This window comes from Acinetobacter sp. A1, assembly GCF_012371315.1.
Classification (GTDB): Bacteria; Pseudomonadota; Gammaproteobacteria; order Pseudomonadales; family Moraxellaceae; genus Acinetobacter.
Map to the genome: position 1 here is coordinate 1 of NZ_JAAZQY010000011.1, position 26,132 is coordinate 26,132.

25 protein-coding genes, 4 tRNA genes and 1 riboswitch are annotated in these 26,132 nt (G+C 42.6%); of the genes, 8 read left to right on the top strand and 21 right to left on the bottom strand.

The annotated features are described in order from the left end of the window. The 19 genes from HHA41_RS05775 to HHA41_RS05865 form a co-directional block, all read right to left on the bottom strand. On the bottom strand, nucleotides 1–95 hold a 95-nt coding region (locus HHA41_RS05775; RefSeq protein WP_017397055.1), incomplete at its 3' end, for a GTP-binding protein. Nucleotides 96–243: 148 nt separating this feature from the next. Further along, nucleotides 244–318 (bottom strand) — tRNA-Thr (locus tag HHA41_RS05780). A 14-nt stretch (nucleotides 319–332) separates the two neighbouring features. Continuing rightward, nucleotides 333–408: transfer RNA gene (locus tag HHA41_RS05785), tRNA-Gly, on the bottom strand. Nucleotides 409–444: 36 nt separating this feature from the next. Continuing rightward, nucleotides 445–528 (bottom strand) — tRNA-Tyr (locus tag HHA41_RS05790). A gap of 54 nt (nucleotides 529–582) precedes the next feature. Beyond that, nucleotides 583–658, bottom strand: a tRNA-Thr gene (locus HHA41_RS05795). A gap of 98 nt (nucleotides 659–756) precedes the next feature. Next, the gene (gene trpE, locus HHA41_RS05800) at nucleotides 757–2,250 is read right to left on the bottom strand and encodes an anthranilate synthase component I (protein ID WP_168418404.1); all 1,494 of its coding nucleotides are present in this window, start codon (nucleotides 2,248–2,250) and stop codon (nucleotides 757–759) included. Between the two features lie 159 nt (nucleotides 2,251–2,409). Further along, nucleotides 2,410–3,081, bottom strand: a complete 672-nt coding sequence (locus HHA41_RS05805) for a phosphoglycolate phosphatase (protein ID WP_168460966.1) — start codon at nucleotides 3,079–3,081, stop codon at nucleotides 2,410–2,412. A gap of 62 nt (nucleotides 3,082–3,143) precedes the next feature. After that, a complete protein-coding gene (locus HHA41_RS05810) occupies nucleotides 3,144–3,794 on the bottom strand; it encodes an FHA domain-containing protein (protein WP_168418402.1) in 651 nt (216 codons plus the stop codon). Nucleotides 3,795–3,863: 69 nt separating this feature from the next. Beyond that, a complete protein-coding gene (gene gspD, locus HHA41_RS05815; protein WP_168460924.1) occupies nucleotides 3,864–6,119 on the bottom strand; it encodes a type II secretion system secretin GspD in 2,256 nt (751 codons plus the stop codon). A gap of 59 nt (nucleotides 6,120–6,178) precedes the next feature. Beyond that, a complete protein-coding gene (locus HHA41_RS05820; protein ID WP_168460926.1) occupies nucleotides 6,179–7,018 on the bottom strand; it encodes a type II secretion system protein N in 840 nt (279 codons plus the stop codon). Continuing rightward, the gene (gene gspN / locus HHA41_RS05825; protein ID WP_168418400.1) at nucleotides 7,018–7,758 is read right to left on the bottom strand and encodes a type II secretion system protein N; all 741 of its coding nucleotides are present in this window, start codon (nucleotides 7,756–7,758) and stop codon (nucleotides 7,018–7,020) included. The genes HHA41_RS05820 and gspN overlap by 1 nt, the downstream gene beginning before the upstream one ends. Before the next feature lie 162 nt (nucleotides 7,759–7,920). Next, nucleotides 7,921–8,247: an H-NS histone family protein gene (locus HHA41_RS05830; protein WP_168418399.1), complete on the bottom strand. Its 327-nt coding sequence runs from the start codon at nucleotides 8,245–8,247 to the stop codon at nucleotides 7,921–7,923. A gap of 144 nt (nucleotides 8,248–8,391) precedes the next feature. Next, nucleotides 8,392–8,823: a thioesterase family protein gene (locus HHA41_RS05835; RefSeq protein ID WP_168418398.1), complete on the bottom strand. Its 432-nt coding sequence runs from the start codon at nucleotides 8,821–8,823 to the stop codon at nucleotides 8,392–8,394. A 9-nt stretch (nucleotides 8,824–8,832) separates the two neighbouring features. After that, nucleotides 8,833–10,026, bottom strand: coding sequence for a heme biosynthesis protein HemY (locus HHA41_RS05840; protein ID WP_168418397.1), 1,194 nt, complete (start codon nucleotides 10,024–10,026; stop codon nucleotides 8,833–8,835). After that, entirely contained in the window at nucleotides 10,027–10,863 is an 837-nt protein-coding gene (locus tag HHA41_RS05845; protein WP_168418396.1) for a hypothetical protein, read from the bottom strand. Beyond that, on the bottom strand, nucleotides 10,860–11,639 hold the full coding sequence (locus HHA41_RS05850; protein ID WP_168460927.1) for a uroporphyrinogen-III synthase: 780 nt from the start codon (nucleotides 11,637–11,639) through the stop codon (nucleotides 10,860–10,862). The genes HHA41_RS05845 and HHA41_RS05850 overlap by 4 nt, the downstream gene beginning before the upstream one ends. Nucleotides 11,640–11,658: 19 nt before the next feature. After that, nucleotides 11,659–12,579: a hydroxymethylbilane synthase gene (hemC, locus tag HHA41_RS05855; RefSeq protein WP_168460967.1), complete on the bottom strand. Its 921-nt coding sequence runs from the start codon at nucleotides 12,577–12,579 to the stop codon at nucleotides 11,659–11,661. 123 nt (nucleotides 12,580–12,702) lie between these two features. Then, the gene (locus HHA41_RS05860) at nucleotides 12,703–13,443 is read right to left on the bottom strand and encodes a LytTR family DNA-binding domain-containing protein (protein ID WP_104852924.1); all 741 of its coding nucleotides are present in this window, start codon (nucleotides 13,441–13,443) and stop codon (nucleotides 12,703–12,705) included. Between the two features lie 71 nt (nucleotides 13,444–13,514). Beyond that, nucleotides 13,515–14,669, bottom strand: a complete 1,155-nt coding sequence (locus HHA41_RS05865) for a histidine kinase (RefSeq protein ID WP_168460928.1) — start codon at nucleotides 14,667–14,669, stop codon at nucleotides 13,515–13,517. Between HHA41_RS05865 and argH the strand changes: the two genes are divergently transcribed. Both argH and HHA41_RS05875 read left to right on the top strand, forming a co-directional pair. After that, nucleotides 14,660–16,090 carry an argininosuccinate lyase gene (argH, locus tag HHA41_RS05870; protein WP_171525255.1) on the top strand — a complete coding sequence of 477 codons (1,431 nt, stop codon included), beginning with the start codon at nucleotides 14,660–14,662 and terminating at the stop codon, nucleotides 16,088–16,090. The two genes, HHA41_RS05865 and argH, sit on opposite strands and share 10 nt — an antisense overlap. A gap of 13 nt (nucleotides 16,091–16,103) precedes the next feature. After that, on the top strand, nucleotides 16,104–16,376 hold the full coding sequence (locus tag HHA41_RS05875) for an oxidative damage protection protein (protein WP_026438236.1): 273 nt from the start codon (nucleotides 16,104–16,106) through the stop codon (nucleotides 16,374–16,376). 557 nt (nucleotides 16,377–16,933) lie between these two features. On the opposite strand, the gene phoU is transcribed toward HHA41_RS05875, so the two are convergent. Together phoU and HHA41_RS05885 are read right to left on the bottom strand one after the other, a co-directional pair. After that, a complete protein-coding gene (gene phoU / locus HHA41_RS05880; RefSeq protein ID WP_168418393.1) occupies nucleotides 16,934–17,656 on the bottom strand; it encodes a phosphate signaling complex protein PhoU in 723 nt (240 codons plus the stop codon). 161 nt (nucleotides 17,657–17,817) lie between these two features. Then, nucleotides 17,818–19,155 (bottom strand): TolC family outer membrane protein, encoded by a 1,338-nt coding sequence (locus HHA41_RS05885; protein ID WP_168460929.1) that lies wholly within the window; start codon nucleotides 19,153–19,155, stop codon nucleotides 17,818–17,820. A 474-nt stretch (nucleotides 19,156–19,629) separates the two neighbouring features. Here HHA41_RS05885 and HHA41_RS05890 point away from each other — a divergent pair, with 474 nt between their 5' ends. The 6 genes from HHA41_RS05890 to gluQRS all read left to right on the top strand — a co-directional run bounded on the left by HHA41_RS05890 (nucleotide 19,630) and on the right by gluQRS (nucleotide 26,084). After that, nucleotides 19,630–20,676, top strand: a complete 1,047-nt coding sequence (locus HHA41_RS05890; RefSeq protein ID WP_252726721.1) for a hypothetical protein — start codon at nucleotides 19,630–19,632, stop codon at nucleotides 20,674–20,676. Nucleotides 20,677–20,756: 80 nt separating this feature from the next. Then, nucleotides 20,757–20,900, top strand: a riboswitch (TPP riboswitch). Between the two features lie 95 nt (nucleotides 20,901–20,995). After that, nucleotides 20,996–22,891: a phosphomethylpyrimidine synthase ThiC gene (gene thiC, locus HHA41_RS05895; protein WP_168460931.1), complete on the top strand. Its 1,896-nt coding sequence runs from the start codon at nucleotides 20,996–20,998 to the stop codon at nucleotides 22,889–22,891. 77 nt (nucleotides 22,892–22,968) lie between these two features. Beyond that, entirely contained in the window at nucleotides 22,969–23,589 is a 621-nt protein-coding gene (locus HHA41_RS05900) for an NUDIX domain-containing protein (protein ID WP_168418389.1), read from the top strand. Between the two features lie 10 nt (nucleotides 23,590–23,599). Beyond that, the gene (gene cpdA, locus HHA41_RS05905; RefSeq protein WP_168418387.1) at nucleotides 23,600–24,409 is read left to right on the top strand and encodes a 3',5'-cyclic-AMP phosphodiesterase; all 810 of its coding nucleotides are present in this window, start codon (nucleotides 23,600–23,602) and stop codon (nucleotides 24,407–24,409) included. A gap of 212 nt (nucleotides 24,410–24,621) precedes the next feature. After that, the gene (dksA, locus tag HHA41_RS05910; RefSeq protein WP_168418386.1) at nucleotides 24,622–25,149 is read left to right on the top strand and encodes an RNA polymerase-binding protein DksA; all 528 of its coding nucleotides are present in this window, start codon (nucleotides 24,622–24,624) and stop codon (nucleotides 25,147–25,149) included. 2 nt (nucleotides 25,150–25,151) lie between these two features. Then, on the top strand, nucleotides 25,152–26,084 hold the full coding sequence (gene gluQRS / locus HHA41_RS05915) for a tRNA glutamyl-Q(34) synthetase GluQRS (RefSeq protein ID WP_168460932.1): 933 nt from the start codon (nucleotides 25,152–25,154) through the stop codon (nucleotides 26,082–26,084). Nucleotides 26,085–26,132: the final 48 nt, after the last annotated feature.

Sequence of the window (26,132 nt, forward strand, 5' to 3'; positions counted from 1 at the left end):
ATTGCAGCTGTTAAAGTTGTTTTACCATGGTCAACGTGACCGATTGTGCCCACGTTAACGTGTGGCTTATTACGTTCAAACTTAGCCTTAGCCATGTTCATCTTCCTCGTTTACGTCGAACACAATGCTGAGTAAAACTCTGCCCCGACATATCGCCTAAAAATCTAGACACCTAATACTTGAAAAGCAGACTAATAAGCCTGCTTTTTAAAAAATTTTTGCGAATAATCGCTAAACTGTATCTGGAGCTCTTATCGAGATTTGAACTCGAGACCTCTCCCTTACCAAGGGAGTGCTCTACCACTGAGCTATAAGAGCGATAAATCCTTCGATGGAGCGGGAGACGAGGATCGAACTCGCGACATGCAGCTTGGAAGGCTGCCGCTCTACCAACTGAGCTACTCCCGCATCTATGTTGGTAATTACCACTTCTATCGAAGTTAATGGTGGTGGGAGAAGGATTCGAACCTTCGAAGCTTACGCGGCAGAGTTACAGTCTGCTCCCTTTGACCGCTCGGGAATCCCACCATTTCACACTTACTCAGTGTTCGTTCTTTACTTCACGATTTAAACTCTCCAAGATGGTGCCGGCACACGGATTCGAACTGTGGACCTACTGATTACAAGTCAGTTGCTCTACCAACTGAGCTATGCCGGCGTTTCTTAGTGTTTCGTACGTTTCGTATCGGAACGGTGTGCAGTTTAGCAAAACTTGAAATCCGTGCAAGTGTTTTTTTCAAAAAAACCGTTAAAAACTCATAAAATCAATCCATTTGATGATAATTCAACCGCTTTGATCACTGCGCGAGCTTTTATTTGGGTTTCATTCCATTCAGATTCAGGATTTGAGTCAGCAACCAAGCCTGCACCTGCCTGCACATAGACCTTATTTTCACGAATTACACAGGTACGAATGGCAATCGACATATCCATTTCGCCATGCCAGCCTAAATAACCAACAGCACCACCGAAAACGCCACGTTTTACAGGCTCAACTTCGTCAATAATTTCCATAGCACGAATTTTTGGTGCGCCTGAAAGCGTGCCTGCGGGGAAGGTTGCCTGAAAAACATCCAAAGCATCTACATCATCACGCACTTCACCCTGCACATTGGAGACAATATGCATGACATGCGAATAACGTTCGATCACCATTTGATCGGTGACTTGCACTTTACCAATTTTGGCAATACGCCCAACATCATTACGACCTAAATCGATCAGCATTAAATGTTCAGCGATTTCTTTTTCATCTGACAGTAAGTCTTGTTCCAAAGCCAAGTCTTCTTCTTTGGTTTTGCCACGCGGACGTGTACCCGCTAAAGGGCGCACGGTTGCAATGCCATTTTCCAAACGCGATAAAATTTCAGGTGATGAACCGACTATATGAAACGGTTGGTCGTCAGCCAAGGTTTTGCCCTGCACCAAAAACAAATACGGCGATGGATTAAGGTGACGTAAGGCACGATAAACCTGTAACGGTTCACCATCAAAATCCGACACCATACGATGCCCAGGCACCACCTGCATGACATCGCCTGCACGGATATATTCTTTAACTTTTTCAATTGACGCCAAGAATTTTTCTTTGCCTGTGAGTGATTCAAAATGTGGCGGTGTATGCTTTTGTGCTTTTAAGCTAATCGGCGTTGCTAAAACTTCTTCTAGTGCATCGAGCTGCTGTTGTGCCTTGTTATAGGCATCTGCCTGTGCTGCATCGGCATGCACAATTAAAAACAGGGTATCTTTTAAATTATCAAACACGATGACTGTTTTAGACAGCATCATCCAAATATCAGGCAAACCGACAGGATCTGCTGTCGGCACATTTTTCAAACGTGGCTCAATATAACGAACCGCATCGTAACCAAAATACCCAACTAAGCCACCAGTAAAACTTGGCAATTCGGGTAAATCGGCCTGTGTAGGCACTTTAAACTGCGCTTGAAAATCGCGGATATATTGAAAAGGCTGTGCACAGTTTTGTTTTTCTACTGAACCATCTGCATGTTGAATGGTTAACTCGCCTGCATTGCAGGAAAAAACAGTAGATTCACCCAAACCAATAATAGAATAACGTGCCCAGTTTTCGCCCCCTTCTACAGATTCAAACAAATAGGCTTGTTGATGCTGTTTCAAACGTGCAAATACTGACAATGGCGTTTCGGTATCGGCCAGACGTTGGCGATATACAGGAATCAGGTTATAGCCCGCAGTTTTAAGTTGTTCAAATTGAGTCTGAGTGGTCATGTGAAGCTCCCTATTTCGATACACTAATTTTTTCGATAAGACGAAGTGAAGAATGATTTGCGTTTCTGACTAGTGTCGCCATCGAAATATGGGCATGACAGCCTGACTCATATTGATATCCTTTATAGCGGTTTGGGTTGAATTATGAATTGTTAAGGTTCACATCCTTAACAATTCAGTTAAATTATCCACGATTTGTTGTGGCTGACAATCGGCAATGGATTCACCATGATTATAGCCATAGCTGACTACAATACAATCAATACCCGCACGACGCGCAGCCTCTACGTCATTGGAAGAATCTCCAATCATTAACACTTGCGAAGGGTCAACCTGATAACGCTCGACACAGTGCAGCAATTGACGCGGATGTGGTTTACGTTCTTCAAAACGGTCCCCACCAATCACATCATCAAAATAATTTTGCATGTCTAAAGCTTCGATAATGGCACGTGCAGGTTGTTCAGGCTTATTGGTCACACAAACCAAAGTTTTGTTCTGCGCCTTTGCCCAATCCAAAAACTCAATAATGCCTGCAAAGGGCTGCGTATCGATGCACGGTTCAGCATTATAAATGTCTAAAAAGGTATTCAAGAGCTGTTGATGTTGCTCGGGATGCACAACCCCCATTAAATGCATCAACACGCTATGACAAAAAACAGCAGTGCCCTTTCCAACCCAAGTACGTACTTGCTCTAGAGTCACTAAAGGTAACTGCAGTGCATTCAAACTCATGTTCATGGCACGGTATAAGTCTGTGGCAGAATCTACTAGCGTTCCATCAAGGTCAAATAAAATAACTTGGCGTGTATCGAGCTGAGCAATAGACATCATTCCCCCCTAAATTGACAAAGGCATGCGATTGCATGCCCTGATTGTAAAGCAAAGGTCGCTTATTTAAACAATACCCATGCCAAAATAGCTAAAATCACCAACACGATTAGTGAAATTAAGCCAACAGATGCATTTTTTTGTTGTTCTCTCTCTTGTTCCACACGAGAAATAGGCTGCTCTACCGCAACTGGAGTAGGTTCAGCCTGAACCGCATGAATATCGACACCCTCTGGAATTGGTGCTGGCTTAGGTACAGCAACCCCTTGTGGCATCCCATCACGGTTTAATTGCACCGAACTGTCACGCTGATTCAATTCGGGCATGCCTTGCTCATTCATTTGCTGTGCAGCTGTTTTCTCTGTAGCTTCGGTTACTTTTTCTGCCGTTTCTGCCACATCTGCAGCATGTTCAAGTTCAACGGCTGGTGCAAACACAGAGAACTTCAGGCTAGCAAACTGCACAATATCGCCTTCTTTAAGCAAGGTTTCATCGGCAATGCGCAAATCATTCACAAAAGTGCCATTCGAGGAGTTTAAATCTTGCACGTAAAGTGCTTGGTCTTTCACTAAAAAAGCCGCATGTTTACGTGAAATTTCCGCCGATTGCAGCACCAAATCTGCACTTTGATGGCGTCCCACCAACATATCACGGTCGATACTAATTTCCTGGCCAGTAAATTCACCGCTAATTGCTTGTATTTTCCAAGTCATAAATAATTTCTCTGGTGTGATTTGGCAACATCATAACATGCCCTTAACCACAATCTGTGCAGGATACGATTAAGGTGTAGCACGAATTGTGGTTGTGGTAACCGTATTTTTGGTTTTACTCACTTCCTGCTGCGGCAATGCCACGCTTTGACGTTGTACCACAGGCTCAATTGCAACAGGTGTAGTCACCGTTGCCGTACGGTTGGCAGGCACAGCCGATGGCAGCGTTTGGTACACCCCTGCTTGTGGTGCAACCCGAGATACAGGCAAACGCTGCTGATAAACATCACTGACATTTTCAGGCAATTTGGCAAAGCTACCATCGGCATCCATAGCCAGTTGCAAACTATACAATTGACTATAGCGCTGCTGCGAAATACGACGAATATCCTGACTATCACCCACAATAGTCGGGTGGATAAATATCAAGAGATTACGCTTTTGATTGGATTGACCATCGGAACGGAATAAACGCCCAAGCCCTGGAATCGCACCTAAGCCCGGCACAGCTTGACGGCTGTAAATTGAGTTATCTGAAATTAGACCACCCAAGACAATAGTTTGCCCATGCTCTGCTAAAATAGAAGTTTTAATGGCACGTTTACTGGTTACCAAATCCTGTGCCTGACCTTTATTGGCTTTGACATCAGACACTTCTTGTTCCACTTCAAGTCGGAGTGTGCCACCTTCACCAATATGAGGCACAACTTTTAAAGTCACCCCGACATCTTTACGCTCAATGGTGGTATACGGGTTTGCCACTCCGCCATTGGTGGATAATGAACCCGTTACGAAGGGAACGTTCTCACCCACCACAATATAGGCTTCTTCATTGTCCATGGTCACAATGGATGGCGTAGACAATAAGTTGGATTTGGTTTTTTCTTTCAGTGCCTGAATCATCGCACCATAGAGCTTGCGCGAACCATCACGACTTTCGCGATAATCACCCAAAACCAAAGATGTGCCTGCACCAATCGCACCACCCGCACCTGCTGCACCACCTGTCAAATAGCCTGCCGCAACATTTTTCAGACTGGCACCGATATTGTCAAAGTTAATCAAGCCAATGCCGCTGCTTAAATCTCCCAGCGCCCACTGCACACCGAGCTGATCAGCATCAGTGCCTTCTACTTCAATAATCGCAGCTTCAATCAACACCTGTTGACGGCGAGTATCTAGCTGCTGAATGGCCGATTCAATTTCACGCATCAGTTGCGGGTCTGCTTTAACCACCAAGGCATTTTGCGAACCATCGGCAATAATACTAACCCCATTGCCATTAAAACTGGTGATGTTGTTTTGATTATTGCTATTTGAACTACCGCCCAAATTAATACCTGGGGTGGAGATTGTAGATGAATTGCCCGTATTGTTATTGTTGTTACTCAGGTTGCTTGTACTACTATTATTACTGCTGTTGTTATTTGAGCCAGAACTGCTACTGACTGCTTGCCCCGACACCAAACCTTGCAAAATTTCCGCTAAATTCTGTGCACTGGCATACTTCAAACGGAAAACTTTTAAGCCGCCCAAACGATCTGCGGCAGGCACATCCATCATTTCAATCATTTGACGAATGCGTTTACGGGTTGCAGTGTCACCTTTAATGATAATTCGATTGGTGCGGTTGTCTGCCACAATGCGCACACGAGAGCCTTTCACATCTTTGGCTGCCCCGGTCGAACTCATCGACTCAAGCAAACCAATAACCTCTTCTGCCTGACTAGACTGTAGACTAATCGCTTCAATGTCATTTTGCCCAGTACCGTCCAAATTACGAATAATGCTTTCTAGCTGGTAAATGTTGCTGGCACGGTCTGACACGATTAAGGCATTGGTGCCGCCCACTGCAGACAAATGTGCAAACTGTGGCATGAGCGGACGTAAAGCAGGAATCAGGTCATTGGCATTGGTATTTTCTAGCCAGATCACACGTGTCACAATTTGATCGCCACGTGCATTTTGACGGCCGTCATAGGGAATACCTGAACTTTTGACATTGCTGTCAGGTACAAGACGAATGGTATTGCCCGATGGAATGGCAACCACACCATTGACATTCAGCACCCCTAAAAACAGGTCATAGACTTCATTCTTATTTAAGGCTTTGTTGGAAATCACCGTGACATTACCACGCACGCGTGGATCGACCGCAAAGTTTTTGCCCGTAATATCGGCCACTTCATTAATAAATGCAGTCAAGTCCGCATCACGTAAATTAATTTTCCAGGTTTGCGCATGACTTGCAGTACTCACCATTGCAACAAGCGGTGCAGCAGCCAGTAATGCCCAAAATGGACGCTCATGATTCAATAAAGCCATAATCTACTGTGTTTCCTAACCCTAAATATGCCTCTGCATTGTTCAACATGCCGATTCATTTAAAAATTTTGTTGTATGGTCATCACCTGATCACCACGTTTTATTTCTAATTTCACCTGACCTTCACGACGCGCCTGTTCCAGTAACTGTGCATCGTTTTGCCCTTGCCCAACACTCTGCCCATTTAAAGACAAAATACGGTCACCTGGTTGTAAGCCTAGTTTATTTCTTAACGCTGCGGGAGTCCGTGTGGTTACCTCATAACCGCTGCCTGTATTGGTCTCAACTCCCATTTCTTTTAAATATTGTTCACGGTCTTCCTGAATTCGCTGCACTGCTTGTCCAATTGCATTATTCGGTTGTGCAGGCGCTGTTGGGGCAACCATTGCGGGCGCATTGCCACTGGAAATCAATGGGGCAATCGGTTGATTTAAACCATTTTCGATCCCTTTAAACAATATCTCACGCGTAGCACCACTACTATGACGTAATATCACCCGATCCCAATACACTTCTGCCAATTGATACTGACTAGAATCAATCACATCTCCCACACGGTAACGCTCAGCGACATCATTCACTTTAATTACGGCCGATGAGAACTGACTCGGTTGTCCAACAACAACACCTTGCAAAGTCATATTTAATTGATCGTCTACTGTAGCGGTACGCCCAGCCTCATGAAATAGTGCAAATGATGAAATATTTGGAATCTGTGGTTGCTGTGAGCCCAATTCTACCCGATCTACCTGCATAGCCTGCGGCGGTGCAAGCACCAGCCAAAATAAACTCGCCAGTTTCCAGCACAAATACAAAATGAGCAGGGTTAATAATACAGGCGCAACACGGTCTACTTGCTTCCAATCTAAGTTGGCCCAACGCTCTGAAAAATCACGCATCAAAAGCCTCCTTTCAGTAAAGGCTGACGGGTACTGATGACATAAGTATCTAGCCCTGCCTTACCTTCATAAGAAGCAACATTCATCAACAAACGTTGGGTGAGTTGCACATCCAGCATCAAATTCTGATCCAGTGCAATATTCACCATTTTCTGTTCACGTTGATCTCGAATATCGAAGATCAATTTACCATTTTCGTCAGACAAACTGCCTTTTAAAGCAGGAATATTCATACGATCTTGGCGCTGTGCAAAACGATACAGCAACTCGCCCCCTGCCCACTGTATTTGTCCTTCTGACTTTGCAAAACCTTGTTGTTTTTTGAAATTTAAATGAACGTCTTTAAGTTGAATCGCATTGCTCGGCCATTGCCAGTCCACAACACTTTTTAAAGTCTCAGGCGCAATTTGACCTTCGAGTGATTGCAGTAAAATCGTGCCAAAACGATAAGCAACTATGCCTTCCAATTGTGTATTGCCGCTGTGCACTTCTACGTCGGCAGCAACACGCAGTAGTACCAAATCTAAAGGGCGCGTATTCCAGTTTAAAGTGCCACGTAATTGTCCTTTTTGCCAGTCGGCTTGCCCCTGCCAAATGTTGCCACTGACATTATGTAAAGTCTGGTTGTTTTTATAAAATTTTGAAATCAACCACGCTGCAGGAATTTGTAATAACACAAAAATCAAAAATGCAATGAGGGCGAAAATCCACCACGTGATGTATTTGGGTTTCTTTATCATGCCACCACGACCAACCTTACTAATTTTTCTATGAATGACTTTTTATAACACTCACACATTATGCACACTTTTTCGGCATCGCCAATTGATACAGATAAAAAAACCAAGCCGTATTGCTTGGTTTTTGAACTCTAAGTCAACTCAATGACAAATTGATGAAGCTTAGATTAGAAAATCTTCAAGTTTCGCGCCTTTTTCTAATTCAGCAACTAACCAGCGTGGTTGTTTACCACGACCCGTCCAAGTATCTGTTGGATTAGTTTTGCTACGATAACGTGGCTCTACTGTTTTACGTGGGCTTTTTTTACGCTTGCTTTCGCCAACTTCAAGAATTTGCTCAATGCTTAAACCTAAACCATCTGCAATTGCGATAATTTGATTATAGGCATCTTCAATTGCTTGATCTTTTTTCGTGGCAATTAATGCTTCAGCTTCAGCTTGTAAACGCTTTAACTCTTCAACAGATAAATTGCTAATATCGGGCATCATACTTACTCCAAAAACTATGCTTTTTTATATTCAGTTATTAAATTAAGCAGATTCATTACATTTTATCAAACCAAAGCTTTAATAAAAAATCCACTACTCTACGTATAAATAACAGTCGATATATTATGAACTGATTATTTAGTTTTAATCAAGAATATGCTGTACAGTTTTTTCTATTTTATGAATACTTGCGCGTACATTTTCAGGGATTAAGGTTTTTTGCATATTTACATGATCTACACAAACAATAACTGCTTCTGCCTGTGCCACTATAGTTTGTTGAGTTTCGCTGTAGATTAAATAATGCATACGCATAGCACTATTACGTAACTCTTCAACTCGAACCCCAATCTTTAATACATCAGGATAAACCACTGGGCGCATATATTGGCATTGATTAGATGCCACGACCGTGAACACGCCTTGCTGTAAAATTTTCAATTGATCAAAATAATATAAACGTGCACTTTCAATATAACGGTAATACACCACATTATTGACATGCCCAAAAGCATCCATATCACCCCATGCGACACGTTGCTCAAAAATAATAGGATAATCTGATAGTGTTAACACAATTCACCTTTAAATTTTAATTTCGACAAAATTAGAATTATTTTCAAAGATTAAATTTAACTGTTTTAATAATTCAGGCTGATCTTTTAAATTAGATTTAACCCTTAAATAACTCATTAATACATGTTCAGGATATAAAGCAAGTAATTGCTCTGCCTCTGAATAGCGTGCTGTTGCTGTAAAAATATGCCATTTGGCAAAACTAAATACAGGTAATGCAGGGTATTTCTGTTCCCAGATATTTATTTGTTGTTCAATTTTCACATAATCAGGCTGATGTTTTAACAACTGTTGCTGGAACCATAAATAAAACACTTCCTGATTAAATTGTTCACTCAACAAATGTACAGCTAACTGTTCATGCTGTTGCGTCATATCAGGCAAACGTGAAAGTACTTTCAGCCACAACACCTGAATCGCATAACTTTGGCTAAAAATTTGTTCACCTAAATCCAAATAGCGCTGCTGCAATGCCTGTAAGTTTTCTGCATCTACCTGCTCAAACTGAATCAGTAATTGAGTTAGCCATTGTTGTTTTTTTTCGGCATCTAAATGGCCATATTTAGTCGAACGCAAATAATGCCAAGGATATTGCGTAGCAAATTGCCCCCACAAATCAATTAAACGCTTTTGATATGCCGTTTTAACTTTAAATAACCATGGCGATAATTCATGCTGATTTAGAAACTCTAAATGGGTTAAAGCCTGTTCAGGTTGCTGCTGCGCCAAATAAATTTCAATACGCTGAATTTCTGCCAATTCAAAAGCTGCAGCACTGCTTTGATTTAAAGCTGCCAAGGCTTGTGGATATTGCTGCTGAATGGAATACATACGTGCTTCCATCACCCCTTTCAGCAAACCTGACTGGGCAAAGACTTGTCGGACAAATTGGTGCTGATCCTCAGCAGCATCTAATAACCAAATGACTGCCAATTGCTCATAAGGATGTAGGTTTTTAAAATTAAATACCGTTTCGACTTTACGCTGCTCGCGGCTAAAATAGCGTTTTAACAGCAACCATAACACTTGCAACGAAACACTGATGGATAAGAAAAAGAACAACAGCAACCAGATATTGGTTTGTAATTGCCACTCACGCCAATACACATAAACATAGCCTGAACCATGTCCATAACTCAGCAAACTGAGCAGCGCAACGAGTACAAGACTAACCACCACATAGGCGAGTAGAATTTGTTTCATTTATACCGCCCCCAATAAAGCACGTGTTTTTAAGCTTGGCGTAGGTACAATATTTAAATTTTTAATTTTTTCTAATTGCTGAATCAATTGCTGTGCTTTTTGATCAGGTAATGACTGTAGCAGCTGGATAATGCCATTTAGTTCCTGCTGATATTGCAAATACTGACCTTGCATTAATACCTGACGTGCCAATAACAAACGCAATTGAGCTTCTTTTAAGATAATTTGGCGCTGCATTAAGGTGCTTGCAGGTTGTTTAGCGGCCTCAATACTGAGCCACTTTTGCCAAAAATAACGATCCTCTACATCGGCAGGGTTTAGCTCAGGCTGTTGAATTTGCAGTTTTAAATGCTGATCTAGCTGTTGTAACAACTGACTCACCTGCTGATATTGAGCATCACGCGTGGCAATAAACTGTTGGATTTGTTTTTGATCTTGCTGAATGACCTGATGCAGACTTTGTTTTAAGGCAGGTGCTAAGGCATAGTCATTCAAATCATCTGCCAACACACTCATTTTTTCCAAAGCATAATGAAACTGTTGTTGCTGCAATGCGAACTCGACCAAGTCTAATTGCTGCGACACCACATCCATAGGCTGAATACTATTTTCCTGCACTTCGCTACTATACGCTGCAGATTGCTCTGAAGACGGCTGAGTATAATTACGGCGCTGCAAAGCCACCAATTGGTCATTTAAATTGGCATTATTTTTTTCGGCAAGATGCAAACTTTGGCTGAGTTGTTGTTGTTGCGCTGAAATTTGCATGACGTCATAACTCAATTTGACTATCCAGATCACAGCGATCGACGCAACGATCAGCATCAGTTTCTTCATAACTTTCCTTGCATACGCATGATTTGCTGCAATATTAATTCTGTTTTTAAATTGGTCAACTTCAGTATTTTATATTTTGTGTGATGCTGTGCCTGATAATCGAGCAAAATTTGTTCGAGTCGATCACCCAATACCCAATAATGACCTTTATTTAGTAAAGTGGCATCGTGCTGAATCAACATCAACCAATTTAACCAACTGGCCTCACTGCTAATCATCATCCAAAATTCTGAAGTTTGTATTAAACGGCTGCGGACTGCTGCCATTTTTTGCACAGAACTGGCAGGACACTCTCGCTGATACAAGACAAAGTTATGTACTTGCATGCCCTGATCAAGCAGGGTTTGCATCATAAATTGTCGCCCACCTTCGCCACGCCAAAATGCAATTTGCGTACCTGCTGCCAAGTTTTGCAAGCTCGCTAAGCTCAGCATCCCTTCAGAGGTTTCCACCTGCGGGATATCGCTGTGCACTCCATATTCACGCAGCACTTCTGCAGTTTTTTCACCCACAGCCACCCAGCAAATATGTTGTAAATCCTGCAATTGCAGATGACTTTGAGCCAAATACGCCATCCCAATTTCAACGGCTGTTGGGCTAACCACCACAATAATATGCGTATTAGGCAATTGGGCATACAGACTGGCTAGTTCAGCCGACCAAGGCCGTGCTGACAAGCGCAACAACGGCAAATCAATCACCTCAATGTGCTGTTGTTGCAAAGCCTGACTGAGCGCTTCAGCACGCCCCTGCGGGCGAGTATTGATAAAAATCATGGCTTAAAACAACAGACCACTATTGGTACAAAGCTTTGAGCAACTCACCTGCACCTTGCGCCAATAAGGCTTGAGCTAATTGTTCACCCAATTGTTCTGCCTGTTCAGGCGCACCAACTTGTACGGCTTTTAAAATAGTTTGCCCATCGACACTGCCAACACGGCCTTCTATCTGTAATTGACCATCTTGTAAGGTTGCATAGCCTGCAATTGGCACCTGGCAACCACCTTCCAAATAGGCATTAAAGGCACGTTCCGCACGTACACAAACATTGGTGTCTGCATCCATCAACGGTAAAATCAAATCCAATACCGCCTGATCTTGGCTACGACACTCCAAACCTAAAGCGCCTTGCCCAACGGCAGGTAAGCTCAGATCAGGCTGAATAGTATGACGAATACGCTGCTCCAAACCTAAACGTTTCAAACCTGCACTGGCCAAAATAATGGCATCATATTGACCATCATCCAGTTTAGATAAACGTGTTCCCACATTACCGCGTAAATCTATAATTTCTAAATCTGGGCGTGCTTTCAAAATTTGGCATTTACGGCGCAAGCTGGATGTACCCACTTTGGCACCCTGTGGCAAATCTGAAAAATGCGCATAGTGATTTGACACGAAAGCATCTAGCGGGTCTTCACGCTCACAAATGACCGCCAAATTTAAGCCCTCAGGCAATGCCATCGGTACGTCTTTCATGGAGTGCACCGCCAAGTCGGCACGACCATCCATCAAAGCGGCTTCTAATTCCTTAACAAACAGTCCCTTGCCCCCAATTTTTGCCAATGGGGTATCTAAAATTTTATCGCCCTGCGTGACAAAGGTCACCAACTCAACGGTTAAATCGGCATGCAGTGCTTCCAAGCGGGCACGAATGTGTTCGGCCTGCCATAACGCAAGCGGGCTTTGTCGAGTTGCAATTTTCAGGGTTTTCATCATAGTGACTAAGCAAGATCAATTTTGTTCATCTAAACTTAACCTGATCCCCTAAAAATGCAAGTCTATTTCTCTACCGATTGCTTGATCCACTTACAAAAAATGCTGGATTCTGCACAAAAATTAGAGTTTTTGGATGCGTTCTCTCAGCAAAGGTAAGTGTCTGCGGCTGACGGCTAAACGCTCATCCAGCTCACGGCAACGCACCTGATATTGTCCTGAATTGACCACTTCTAGCCCCTCCAAAAACTGAATCGACACTAAGGCATTTCGGTGAATCCGAATAAACTGATCACCAAACTCGGTTTCTAAATCTTTCAGCGTTTCATCAATCAGGACACTGCCATTTTTATGACGCACAGTGACATATTTCTGATCAGCTAAAAAATAGTAGATATTTTCTATTGGCACCAACTCTACACCGCGATAGGTTTTCGCCGCGATTTGGTGACGTTTTATTTTTAATTCGTCCATATTTTCTTTTTGTTTTAAATGACTCATCTGCGCTTGCGTGAGTTTTGTTAAATGATCTAAAACCTGTTGCAATTCCTGTTGCATTATCGGTTTTAACAAATAGCCTTCCGCATTGGATTTAAACGCATCAAGTGCGTGTTCATCATAAGCGGTACAAAACACAATGGCTGGCATAGGGTCAAGCTCACGCAAATGCTGAGCACAACTTAGACCATCCATTCCCGGCATTTGAATATCTAATAATATGACATCCGGCTGATGTTCATCCGCCAGTTCAATCGCCTGTTGCCCATGAGCTGCCGTTGCCACCACATGATGCCCCAGTTGAGTGACCAAACGTGATAATCGCTCTCTAGCTAGAGGCTCATCATCACAAATTAGGATGTCCATTTTTCCTCCTTTTTAAGTCAATAACTTTATTTTTATCAAGTCTAGAAAAATCAGAGCAATCACAGCTTATTTTATTTATAACGGTATTGTAGCACCGTGGTGTACATACCATTCCCCGCATAATTTTTGAAAGTAACGCTGCGTCCATAATACGCTTTTAAGCGCTGTTCCACGTTTTGCAGTGCAATCCCATGTCCAGATCTTAAATTTATTTTATCGCTGACATACGGATTTGTAATGACAATATTGACTTGGTTTTGCAATATTTCGATCAATATACTTATCGTACTCTTTGCTAAAACTTTTTCAACTCCATGAAAAATACTATTTTCTAGCAAGGGTTGTAAAGTTAATAACGGAATTTGTACCTGACTGAGCAGTTGCGGTTGTTCAATTTTCCATTCTACCGCCAGCCGATCACCCAAACGAATTTGCTCAATCTCTAAATATCGTTGGCAAAGTTCGATCTCATCTTTCAGGCTCACCAGTTTTAATTCCTGCAAACTGGCACGGAATAAACGTGATAAATTCAGCAACATCTGCTCAGCTTTATCGGGGTCAATTGCAATTAAACTGATCACATTATTTAAGCTGTTAAACAAAAAGTGTGGATGAATACGGGCCTGCATAGCATGCACCCGCGCTTGCAATTCACTATGCCGCTGCTGAATGGCTTGTTCTCGCACATAGATATAACGAAAACAAAATGCACCCAAAATCACACCATAACTCAAATGCAATCCAATCCTATGCATCAATTCTGCCAGACTAAACTGCTGCAAATGAAAATTTTGCCCAAAATGCAATAAGGTATTTAAGCTGAGTGTCGTGACCAATACGATGGCTTGCAGCAAGATAAAACTCACCATAAACGACAGCGCCAAGCCCATGCGTAAAAAACGTGCCTGAAAAAATTCAACCAAAGCCGCAAAACACAACACTACCCAGTTGATATACAAAATATATTGCAGCACCCGACTAAAACTTAAACCTTGCCAGCCCTGTGCTTCAGCCAAAGCCAAGACCATTGCCAAAGCATTGCTGCCAATAAATAGTTCAATTAGATATTGCCAACGTCCTATTTTCGTAAAAAAATACACATAATTTTGTTCTGCCTGCGTATCAGCAAAAGTTTGATTGGCTTGTTCTTCGGCAAGTGAATCTGAATTTGTTATACTCTTGTCCAAATTACCGCTTTTTACTTTATTGAGCCGATATGACCACATCTTCTAATTCCTCAAATCCGTCACAAGCCCAAACTTCGGGTATGTGGGGCGGTCGTTTCTCTGAAGCTACTGACGCATTTGTTGCTGAATTTACAGCATCTGTTCAATTTGACCAACGCTTTTATAAACAAGATATTGCAGGCTCAATTGCACATGCCACCATGTTGGCAAAAGTGGGTGTACTCACCAGCGAAGAGCGTGATGACATTGTTCAGGGCTTAAACACCATTCAGGCCGAAATTGAAGCGGGTCAATTTGAATGGCGCATTGATCTTGAAGATGTGCACATGAACATTGAATCACGCTTAACTCAGCGTATTGGCATTACAGGTAAAAAACTACACACTGGTCGTAGCCGTAATGACCAAGTGGCAACCGATATTCGCCTCTATGTCCGTGATGAAATTGATGCAATTTTAGAATTATTAAAAAAACTACAACACGGTATTTTGACACTGGCTGCAAAAAATACTGACACTATTATGCCTGGTTTTACTCACTTGCAAACCGCACAGCCTGTGACCTTTGGTCACCACCTGATGGCGTGGTTTGAAATGTTAGTACGTGACTCAGAGCGTTTAATTGACTGTCGTAAACGTGTCAACCGCATGCCATTGGGTTCTGCGGCATTAGCAGGCACGACTTACCCGATTGACCGTGCTTATACGGCAGAACTACTTGGCTTTGAAGCTGTATCTGAAAACTCGCTAGATGCAGTATCAGACCGTGATTTTGGGATCGAATTTAATGCCGCTGCATCGTTAATTATGATGCACTTGTCACGCATGTCTGAAGAGCTGATTTTATGGACATCGGCACAATTTAAGTTTGTGAATATTCCAGACCGTTTCTGCACAGGCTCATCCATTATGCCGCAGAAGAAAAACCCAGACGTACCTGAATTGGTGCGCGGCAAAACAGGTCGTGTCTATGGCGATTTAATGAGCCTATTAACCCTGATGAAAGGTCAGCCTTTGGCTTACAACAAAGACAACCAAGAAGACAAAGAACCTTTATTTGATGCAATTGATACGGTACGTGGCTCACTCATGGCATTTGCCGACATGATCCCTGCCTTAGTACCAAATATTGCAGAAATGCGTGAAGCAGCATTGCGTGGTTTCTCTACAGCAACCGACCTTGCCGATTACTTGGTGAAAAATGGCGTAGCATTCCGTGATGCGCATGAAATTGTAGGTAAAGCCGTAGCCTTGGGTGTTCAAGAAGGTAAAGACTTGTCTGAACTGAGCTTAGCGCAATTACAACAATTCTCTGATTTGATTCAAGCCGATGTATTTGAAAAAGCCTTAACCCTTGAGGCTTCTGTAAATGCACGTGATCATATTGGTGGCACTGCACCTGCACAAGTCGCTGCAGCAATTGAACGTGCTCAAGCACGTCTTGCCCAACTTTATGCCTAACCAGGAAGTCACTATGTCTAAACAAGTGTTTTGTCGTAAATATCAAAAGGAAATGGATGCGATGGATTTTGCACCATTTCCAGGTGCAAAAGGTCAGGAACTGTTTGAAACCGTGTCTAAGCAGGCATGGCAAGAATGGCTCAAACACCAAACTACACTCATTAACGAAAAGCGTTTAAATGTGTTTGAGGCCGATGCGAAAAAGTTTCTTGAAGAACAGCGTGAGAAGTTCCTGAACAATGATGCTAGCCTTGAGGTTGCTGAAGGTTTAAAACCTCAAAACTAATTCCATGCCAGTATTTGCACTCGCATCATGCGATGCTGAGATCACGCACTAATACCAAAGAAGAGTCTTCACGAAGGCTCTTTTTTATGCCTTTTTTTGCATGACCTACTGCCATGCAGCAAAACAACTGAAAGAAGATTCAAAAAGTGAAAGCTATTGCTGATTTTTTTAAAGATGAACATTCACATCTTTAAACCCTAAAAATAGCGGCTTAGGTAATGATTTCAAATAAAATCATAAAAAATAAATCACACAAATAACAATGTAATTCTAAAATACATTTGTATATAAAACGCTACATTCCACTACAATAAAGCACATGATTATCGCGCTGGCTTTTCCTATACTTATTTCCAAGGAGATAAGCAATTGTCTCTTACTATAATAAATATCCCCGATTTCAATCTCAGATTTCCCCCAAAGTCTGGGATTTTTTTTGCCCAAAATTTTTCAAAATAGACTAGCTTCTACTCTCAAAGAAATTCGGACAATAAAAATAGTGGCGTAAAAAAAGCCCCATCATCAGATGAGGCTTTAAAACTAAAAGTAACTAGAACTTAGCGTTCCTGTACTTTTTCTTCAATTTCTTTGACGCTGGTATGGCGCACATCAAAACCTTTCACCATATAGATGACTTGTTCAGAAATATTACGCGCGTGGTCACCAATACGCTCCAATGAACGCAACACCCACATCACATTGATTACACGTGAAATATGACGCGGATCTTCAATCATATAAGTCATCAGGGTGCGAGTTGCAGATTGATATTCACGGTCAATATCGGCATCTGCCAACAATACACGTAGGGCCTGATCTACATCTAAACGTGCAAAAGCATCCAATGCATCATGAATCATGACACGTACTTGGTTGCCAATATGACGGGTTTCCATATAACCTCGTGGCGAACCACCTTCTTCACATAAGTTTTGGGCAATACGTGCAATTTTTGCAGCTTCGTCGCCAATACGCTCTAAATCAGTATTGGCTTTAGACATGGCAATGACCATACGCAAGTCGATGGCTGCAGGATGACGACGTGCCAAAATCAAAGTTAAGGCTTCGTCAATTTCGGTTTCCATGCGGTTAACCACATTATCTTGGAATTGCACTTCTACCGCCAACGCTGCATCAGTATCCAAGAGTGAATGAATCGCATTGGCAACCTGCTGTTCTACCAAACCACCCATGGTCATAAATTTGGTATTTACATCCTGCAAATCTTCATTGAACTGAGAAGAAATATGGTGACTTAACACAGGATTATTCGTACTCAAGGAATACTCTCCACAACAAAAGGATAGACTGACGCAATGATTCAATATTAAAGCACAGCAATGATGACGTTTTTATGACATTTTCTCACCAAACTCTAAAGTCTGATCGTTTCTGTCTTTAAACAACAATCCTGCATTTCGGTTTTCTTAGTGAGCCTATGCTACGATGCCTTTTGCACCAACCAAGCATTCATTTCCTGCAAGTCTTGTTCGGTTAATTGTCCCACCGCAGCTTTAAGCTGCAAGACATGATTTAAATAATCATATTGTGCATTGAGATAATCTTGCTTCGCCGAAAAAGCATTACGCTGTGCCAGCAATACATCCACCATGGTTTTTAAACCTTCTTGATATTGCGCTTTCGAGGCACGTGCCACCAAGTCTGCTGAATTCATGGCTGCTTGGCGTGCCTGCAATTTGGCCTGATCCGTTTCTACTTGTAAATATGCTTTCTTTACATCGGTTTGGGCTTTGCGAATTGCGGCATCTAGTTCAGCTTCCGATTTTTGAACTTGCACTGCCGCTTTTTGCACATTTTTACTGACACGCCCACCACTAAACACGTTCCAGTTCATCTCAACCCCAATCTGATCAAACTGACCATCGGGTGACATCACACTTTCAGGGCTTTGCTTGGCATAGCCATAGCTGCCAACGGCCTCAACTTGTGGATAGCGCGCAGCCTGCTCGACCCGACGTGCATCTTCAGCATATTGGCGCTGTAAACGGGCCTGTAAAATGGCTAAATTTTGCTGTTGGGCCAACTGCGTCCAATCTTCCAGACGCTCTGGTACGGGTTTCTGAAATTGAAAATCTTCACGCAGTACTGCCAAATTTTCCCGATACGGGCCAATCAGTTGTGCCAATTGTTCTTGTGCCAACACCAGTTGCACATGCGTTGCAATACGATTGGCACGTGCATTTTGATATTGCGCATTGGCTTCACTGACTTCACTTTTAGCCACTAAACCCTCACGCAATTTGGCATTCATCATATTAAGCTGTTCCAGCAGGGCTTTTTCTTCTTGTAAATAGGCGGTGGTTAAAGACTGCTGACGCAACACATTAAAATAAGCTTCAGACACATTCAAAATATGTTGTTGCTGTTGTAAACGCAAAGTCACTTCGCTCAAGCTCAAAGAGGTTTTAACTTGTTTTAAAGCTTGCCAAGCATCCCAACGGAACAATGGTTGACGTGCGGTTAAAGCCACTTGACGCGATGTGGATGATGCACTATTTAGCATGTCATTGGGAAAGTCTGCGATATTAACCTGACTCATGTCCTGACTTTTACGGGTGATATTGCCAGATAAGGTCACTGTTGGCAGTAAATTACCTTGGGCAATCCCTAAATTCAGTTGATCGGCTTGATACTGCAATTGCTGTGCTTGCCAATTCGGGTCGTTCTGTTGAGCACGTGCATAGGCTTGCAGCAAATCTAAAGCAAATACTCCTGAACTTGCCCACAATAAACTCAGACTCAAAACGATTTTTTTCATTGTTTTTCTAACAACCCACTTTTGCGATTTCATCAATCCAATTGCATGTTCTTTTTACTCTGCACATACTAAAGCTTATTTGCATTTTTTCCGTATGAGTTTCATTACATTGCATTAATTTTCATTTTATTTCAATTCATTGCATAAGCGCTAACTCAAAAAACCTCTGCTTACACAGGCTTCACAATTCAGCTTCACATCACAACCATGTAACCAAACTCTAGCAGAATACTACAATTTCTTGCGGCTATTTGACCTTACAATGAGCACTCTCAGTTGTGCAATGAAGTGTATTTCTACAAACCGTCTGCATCGTACGAATGGTCTGGAAATTCTACTTTTTGGCAATGCTTAATTTTTGTTTGATGACGTATGTTTGTACCACTTTTCTCATGATGGATTGACACTTAGAGATCACCTTCAATGACCAATCAATTTTTATGTTGAATTGCTGTAATGGTTAAATTTTTTCGCATGAGTAAACTGATCATACTGCTTAGCAGTTGCTTAGGTTTACTCGCCTGCCAAAACTCGGATACTCCGCCTGTACCTGAGCCGCCACAGGTGCAGACCAGTGCCAGTGAGCCTGTGGATTTAACCCAAATGTGTGACAACATTCAGCACAACATGCAGCAAATTGATAATACCCGCACCACATTTGCCTTAGAGCAAATCAATCAGGACTTAAAAGTCTGTTTGCCGCTGTTGCCTTTAGCAGAACAGTTAAAATTGCTCGACCTTTCCACCCAAATGTATCAACGCTTTTTGCATGTAGAACGTAGTGCTACAGAACAATTAGCGTTTGAACAACACGCCTTTGATATGGCTCAACACCCCACCATTCAGCAAAGTCATTTTGAAAAATTTGCTGCGCGTGATCAGTATTTATTGAAACACAAAGGACAAGCCTACTTAGAACTGCATGATGCAGGTGCAAGCAAGCTTGCATACCGACGCAGTCCGCAATATTTAGCAATTATTTTTGCACCTTATATGCCCGATGCTGAGCAAGTTTTCATTGAAAGACTGGCCAATGACAACATGCAGTCTAGCTTACAAGATGCAGGATTGACGCTCGATGCGACAGACATCGCAGAACGTGCTTTGTTTTGGGAAGATTATCTACAACGTTATCCAAAAAGTCACTTTATTGCAGATGCACGTTATCTGGCTGAACTTTATGCCATACTGTTGTTTAAAGGGACAGCGCAAAGCCCTGTTTCATACGATTATGTCGATGAATCCAGTATTCAGCCCGCTGTATTATTTGAAGTTAAAAAACTGGCTGAACTGCAAAAATCTACTTTGGCCAATCAAGCACGCAAATTTATTGCCTTTTTACAAATGAGCGCAGAACAACGCCTTAATGAAATTTCCGCCCAGCCTACCGCACAACAAAAACGTGAACATGGCGAGCAAGCTTTGGTACACGCACAACTGAATCAATATTTAAACCTCAAAACCACGCTCACCAATTCAAAGCGTGACTGTTTCAGTGATGGCATTTGCCTGCCGCTTTAAAGGTAATTTTCTACCAAACACCCCACCTGAATAAAAGCACGGTGAGCCCTGCTTTTATAGTCACAACATGCTACTATTTATACAGCTTGACGGAGCGCGAGTAATTCCTCGCTGAGATTGTGTCCATTTTGTGTTCAGCCTAAAGCAATACACAAGATGTAAACCCAAGTACCGTTGAACCTGATCAGGTTAAAACCTGCGTAGGAATCAAGCCACCTAAACACCCCGCCTAAAAACTGTTTTAACTTTTTAAACAGTTTGATTTGCTATGTTTTTGGTCGTGCTTGATTCGTTGATTTCATTCTTCAGGATCATTGCAATGAACCAATTAACGAATCTGTCCCCTGCTGATATTTCTGCTCAACACGAGCAAGATGCCAAAGATTTAACCCGCATTTTACCTGCATCGAAAAAAGTCTATATCCAAGGCTCACGCCCAGACATTCAAGTGCCAATGCGTGAAATTGAATTGACCGATACCCCAACAGGTTTGGGTGGTGAACACAATCCACCTATTATGGTGTATGACACTTCAGGCGTATATACCGACCCAAATGTTGAAATTGACTTAAACAAAGGCTTACCAAATATTCGTGACAGCTGGATTGAAGAACGCCAAGACACCGAAAAACTAGAAACTCTGAGCTCTGCATTTGGTCAAGAACGCTTACGTGACATTCGCACCGCTGAAATTCGTTTTGCGCATATTCAAAAGCCACGTCGTGCCAAAGCGGGCAAAAACGTAACCCAAATGCACTATGCCAAACAAGGCATCATCACCCCAGAAATGGAATATATCGCGATTCGTGAAAACCAGCGTCAGCGCGAAGGGGTCGATATGCGTCAGCACCCAGGTCAAAACTTCGGGGCTAAAAATCTAACCGAAATCACGCCAGAATTTGTACGTCAGGAAGTGGCTGAAGGCCGTGCAATTATCCCTGCCAACATTAACCACCCAGAATGTGAACCGATGATTATTGGCCGTAACTTCTTGGTGAAAATCAATGCCAATATTGGTAACTCGGCACTAGGTTCCAGTATTGATGAAGAAGTCGCAAAAATGACTTGGGCAACCCGTTGGGGTGCAGACACCATCATGGACTTATCGACAGGTAAGAACATCCATGAAACCCGTGAATGGATTATCCGTAACTCACCTGTGCCAATTGGTACTGTTCCTATTTATCAAGCCTTAGAAAAAGTAAATGGCATTGCCGAAGACCTGACTTGGGAAATTTTTAAAGACACCCTGATTGAACAAGCAGAGCAAGGCGTGGATTACTTCACCATTCACGCAGGGGTGTTATTGCGTTATGTACCCCTCACAGCTAACCGCTTAACAGGCATTGTGTCACGTGGTGGTTCAATCATGGCACAGTGGTGTTTGGCACACCACGAAGAAAACTTCCTGTACACACATTTTGATGAAATCTGCGAAATCATGAAGGCTTATGACGTATCGTTCAGCTTGGGTGATGGTTTACGTCCAGGGTGTATTCAAGATGCCAACGATGAAGCACAGTTCAGCGAGCTGCGTACTTTGGGCGAATTGACCCACCGTGCTTGGGAACATGATGTGCAAGTGATGATTGAAGGCCCAGGACACGTGCCAATGCACATGGTCAAAGAAAATATGGACTTGCAACTTGAGGTCTGTAAAGAAGCACCATTCTATACACTTGGCCCATTAACCACTGATATTGCTCCAGGCTACGACCACATTACCTCTGCCATTGGTGCAGCGATGATTGGCTGGTACGGTACAGCAATGCTGTGCTATGTGACACCAAAAGAGCATTTGGGCTTACCAAACAAAAAAGACGTCAAAGACGGCATCATCACCTATAAGATTGCAGCCCACGCGGCTGACCTTGCCAAAGGTCACCCAGGTGCACAAGCCCGTGACAATGCGCTGTCTAAAGCACGTTTTGAATTCCGCTGGGAAGATCAGTTCAACCTGAGCCTTGACCCAGACACCGCACGCAGCATGCATGATGAAACCATGCCAAAAGAAGCGCATAAGTCTGCACACTTCTGTTCAATGTGCGGACCAAAGTTCTGCTCCATGAAAATCACCCAAAATGTGAGAGATTATGCACAAAATCAAAATACTGCGAACAAAACAGAGCAAGTAGATGCAGAGGTAGAATCAGGTCTCAAAGCCATGAAAACCGCTTATCAGGAACATGGTCAAAAATTGTACCATAAGCTATAAATTGTTTAAAAAGCGTTTGTATTCAATCAAATCTCAGTTAGGATGAAATCATGCTTTGCTCATCCTGATGAGAGTTTATGAAGATTATTCAACAAGCAACTTATGGTCAACACGATGCACAGATTCACCAGCGTGAATACCTGTATCGCGGGTTTATTCAGGTTGAGAAAGTCAGCCTGAGCCATCGCTTGTTTAATCAAACCACCTATACCCCAGTCCTTCAGCGTGAACTTATTCAACGCCCTGAAGCGGCTGGGGTACTCATTTATGATGCCGCACAACAAAAATTTGCACTGATTGAACAGTTCCGCATTGGTGCAATTGACGACAGCGACTCGCCTTGGCAATTGGAAGTGATTGCAGGGGTACTGGATGGCAATGAATCGCCTGAAAGCTGCATTCGTCGTGAAGCCTTAGAAGAGTCAGGCTGCGAGCTGCAACAATTACAACATTTATTTAGTTTTTACCCTTCTGCAGGGGCATGTGCAGAGTTGTTCCACTTATATAGTGCGAATACCACGCTACCACAGGAAGGTGGCGTTTTTGGAATGCCAGATGAGGGAGAAAACATCCAATTACATATTATTGATTATCAGGACATTCCTGACTTACTGACCAATGGTCGGCTAAAGAACGCACCTGTCATTATGGCATTGCAATGGTTACAACAACAGATTAAAACCGTAAAGGATGTCTAAGGGGTCAGGCATGACTTTATTCCCAAATACACACCAGCCAGAGCGCTGGACCATTGTACAAATTTCAGATACACATCTCATGGATCAGGATGATTTAGAGTTTGTGCACATGAATCCTGAACACAGTTTTCATGCGGTCATGCAGGATATTACACAACAATACCCGCAGGCCGATGCAATTTTTCATACTGGCGATTTAGCACAAGTGCCTGTCGCTGCGACATATCAGCGCTATTTAAAATTTATGCAGGCATTAAATATTCCGCATTATCAAATTCCTGGCAATCATGATGATGCCGAGGTCTTCCCTTTTTATGTAAAATCCAATCAAGTCCATGCGATTGAACTGGGTAACTGGTGCGTGATCTTGCTGAATACAGCCGTCAAAAACCGTGTCGATGGATGGATGGATGCAGCACAGTTACAACAATTAGATCAGGTTCTGCAACAACATGCGCATCAGTATGTGATCATTGCCTGTCATCATCATCCTTTTGATATGCATTCACACTGGATTGATCAGCACAAGTTAAAAAACACTGAAGATTTAATTGATGTGTTGGCGCGGCACAGTCAAGTCAAACTGGTGCTGTGCGGTCATGTGCATCAGGACTCGCTCAATGAATGGCAAGGGATTCAGTTTTACTCAACTCCATCGACCTGCGTGCAGTTCAAACCACACAGCCAACACTTTGCTTTAGGTACAGAAGCCCCGGGTTACCGTGTGTTACATTTGAATGCAGATGGCAGTTTTAGCACTCAGGTGCATCGGGTTGAGCATATCGTGCAACAAATAAATTTTGAAATTTCAGGTTATTAACTTTTCATTTTATTTCTTTTGCTTTACTTTATGCCTTCAACGAAAAATGCGATAACACATCCAAACATCAAAGACTATCCATAATCAAAAAAAGTCTATATGATGACGTCCCCCGAAGATCGAATATTGTTCTTTGGGAGTGGATAAAAACACTTGCATATCACCATATTTTTCGCGTACCAATCGTACGCATATGATGAGGAATGCCCTACATGGCGAATGACAACCAAAATCAAGTCTTGGACGAACAAACAGATCTTGTAGAAGAAAAAGCTACAAAACGCGTGCGTAAGGCAAAGCCAAAGGCTTTAGAGGGCGGTTCTACAGCTAGCTTATTTGGTATTGCACCTTATCAGCCTAAAAAAAATGAAGAATACATGTCTGAAGGACAACTCGAGCATTTCCGTCAAATTCTCATGGCGTGGAAAGAAGAGTTAATGTCAGAAGTTGACCGCACTTTAAACACTATGCAAGACGAAAATACAGCCTTGCCAGATGTAAACGACCGTGCGACTCAAGAAGAAGAGTTTGCAATTGAGTTGCGTACTCGTGACCGCGAACGTAAATTGATTCGTAAAATTGAACAATCTATTGAAGCGATTAAAAACGATGACTATGGTTTTTGTGAAACTTGTGGTGTCGAAATTGGTTTACGTCGTTTAGAAGCACGTCCAACTGCAACGTTATGTATTGATTGCAAAACTTTGGCAGAGATCAAAGAGAAGCAAAACAACGGTTAATCGTGACTGTTGAGAATTACCTAGCCGAACACAGTTCGGAGCTTGAGCAGCAGCGAAACGATGTTTCGCTCACTCGCTACACAGGTCGGTTTGCGCCATCGCCAACCGGCCCTTTGCATTTTGGCTCACTCATTACCGCAGTAGCCAGTTATTGTGATGCCAAAGCTCAGCACGGCAAATGGCTCGTCCGCATTGAAGATACCGATATTCCTCGTATCTACCCAGGCAGTGAAAGCCATATTTTGCGCTGCATAGATGCTTTTCAATTTAAACCTGATGCTGAAATTATTTTCCAGAAAGATCGTCTTGAGCTTTATGAAGCCGTATTACAACAGTTACAGCAACAAGATTTAGTCTATGCCTGTCAATGCACCCGTAAAATGCTTGGCTCTGATCATATTTATGCAGGTACCTGCCGTAATCTAGGGCTAGATTTTGCAGAACAAGCCATTCGCGTTAAAGTGAGCGATCAGGACATCTATTTTCAAGACCGTTTACAGGGTCAACAATGTTCCAACCTAGCGCAAGACTTGGGAGATTTTGTATTGAAACGGCGCGATGGCATTATCAACTATCAATTGGCGGTGGTGGTGGATGACTATCTGCAAGGCATCACGCATGTGGTTCGAGGTGCAGATTTGCTGGACAACACCGCACGACAAATTTATTTGGGGCAATTGTTAGGCTATCCACGCCTTAATTATATGCACTTGCCTTTAGCCATGAATGCGCAAGGACAGAAACTGTCTAAACAGAACCTTGCTCAGGCTTTGGACTTAACACAAGCCTCACAATTGCTACAGGCTGCGTTTACTGCGCTAAATCAGCCCCCAATCACCCTAGACACGCCAGCACGTATGTTGCTGCAAGGCATTCAACAATGGGATGCATCTCGTATTCCTGTAGGCACTACGTTACACGGTTGCTACTTATAAAATTCCAGATTCGTTTATGCTCAAAGTCACATTCACAGATTTAGGCAG